The sequence below is a fragment of the Roseateles sp. GW835-FHT13E02 genome (assembly GCF_058794035.1).
Genome location: NZ_JBXAGJ010000050.1, coordinates 1 through 1549, shown reverse-complemented (window position 1 = coordinate 1549; position 1549 = coordinate 1). Strand labels below are relative to the sequence as shown.

The 1549-nt window shown below is 56.9% G+C and carries 3 protein-coding genes; 2 read left to right on the top strand and 1 reads right to left on the bottom strand.

The genetic code is table 11. From position 1 onward, the window contains the following. Positions 1-156 precede the first annotated feature (156 nt). Together AC1Q6P_RS23950 and AC1Q6P_RS23945 are read left to right on the top strand one after the other, a co-directional pair. On the top strand, positions 157-684 hold the full coding sequence (locus tag AC1Q6P_RS23950; protein ID WP_171829323.1) for a hypothetical protein: 528 nt from the start codon (positions 157-159) through the stop codon (positions 682-684). A gap of 227 nt (positions 685-911) precedes the next feature. Next, complete coding sequence (locus AC1Q6P_RS23945) at positions 912-1337, top strand: hypothetical protein (RefSeq protein ID WP_492666269.1); 426 nt, start codon at positions 912-914, stop codon at positions 1335-1337. Here the strand turns inward: AC1Q6P_RS23945 and AC1Q6P_RS23940 are convergent. Continuing rightward, the coding region (locus AC1Q6P_RS23940; protein ID WP_492666268.1) for an integrase core domain-containing protein at positions 1319-1549 on the bottom strand (231 nt) is incomplete at its 5' end. The genes AC1Q6P_RS23945 and AC1Q6P_RS23940 overlap by 19 nt on opposite strands.

Genomic DNA, 1549 nt, shown 5'->3' with positions numbered 1-1549 from the left:
TCGAAATGGCTGCAGATTGATGACCAACACCACCAATCTTGGCGCTTTGACGCCGTTGCCTGAAGGTGGGAAGTCCCGTCGTATTCCATCGAGAGGGACGTCCAAAGGCTAGCGCCTTTGGCCGCCACTCATGTCAAACGTTAGGCGTCAAAAAGCATGCACCCCTTCGAAGGCTTCCTTGACCGCGTCCGACGCGATGGCGGCACTATCGTCGCCCGCATCGTTACTGGCGGTTTCGATCCAAAACCCGATATCCATCCGGTGCTCCTTGTCACGGTGGAGGAGCCAGTTGAAGTGGAGGCTCTCTATGCAGAGCTTCTCCGTGCCAAGGACCTCGATGACGGTTGCTACTTCGCCCTGAATTCTGGTACGGAAGCAGTGCTCACCACCGATCATGGCAACGAGATCGTCCTGCGCGGCGTCAGAGTGACGGTCATGGAAGGTCAATACGACGAAAATGATTTTGAACGCCTTGCCAAGCAGAACCACGAGTGGGGCATGTCTCAGCACAAAGCCCTCGCAAAGGAGTCCGCGCGCCTGCTAAGGGTTCGTCAGTTGCTTCAGGATCAGCATTCGCGCACATCGGTCAAGATCCAAGGGCACGAGGCGGGCACAACGGCCCATACTCTCTATGAACAGCATCTTTCGTTCTTGGCTCGGGTTCTCGCAGAACCTGACGCCTAACCCGTCGCTCGAGTGGACCTCCGCCAGCTGGCCGCGCTACGCTGCCTGCATATTTTCAGCTCCATGCGGCCAGCTGGCTCCGGCCCCTCAGCTTCAACGTTGAGCATCAGATGGCGACTGAGAATCCTATCTACCGCAGATGGATCCCGACGGTAGAGACACGCGTACCAGACATTCACGGCTGGCTGCAGGACATTCACTCTTCTCACGAGCTGGCCACTCGCCTCTTGAATGAACTCGACTCTGAGACTTCAGATCCCGTTCTTCTAGATGCGCTCTCAACTGCGGCGCTAGTACGCTACAGCCGCTGCTTCACAAGCGGAATTAGAGCGCGCTTATCCATCGAAGAACTTCCAACAGCAACGGCCGAAGACATTGAGCTTCACGAGAGATTGCGCGGCATACGCGACTGGCATATCGCGCATCCGATCAACAAGCAGGAAGTTCACGCTCTGTACGTAATCCTTGATGGTTCGCCAGAGGCTAAAACTGGGGCAATAGGCTTTTCCTCGTTCTCATCGGTTCAGTTGCCTCTAGAGAAATTCCAAGTAGATGCAATGTTGGCGCTATGCGAGAAGTGGGTTTCCTGGCTGAATGAATCGCCCCGGGTTCCGAGGAGGCCTGTTGGTTTAAGTCAGGCGGTCGCGGCCTGACCAGCGCGTTGACGATGGTAGTTGGCTTCGAACTCCGCTGGCGGGACGTAGCCCAGTGGTCCCATCAGCCGGTGATGATTGAACCAAGCCACCCATTCCAGGGTCGCCAGTTCCACCGCTTGCTTGGTCTTCCAAGGCCCGCGCCGGTGAATGACCTCGGCCTTGTACAGCCCGTTGATGGTCTCGGCCAGTGCGTTGTCGTAGCTGTCGCC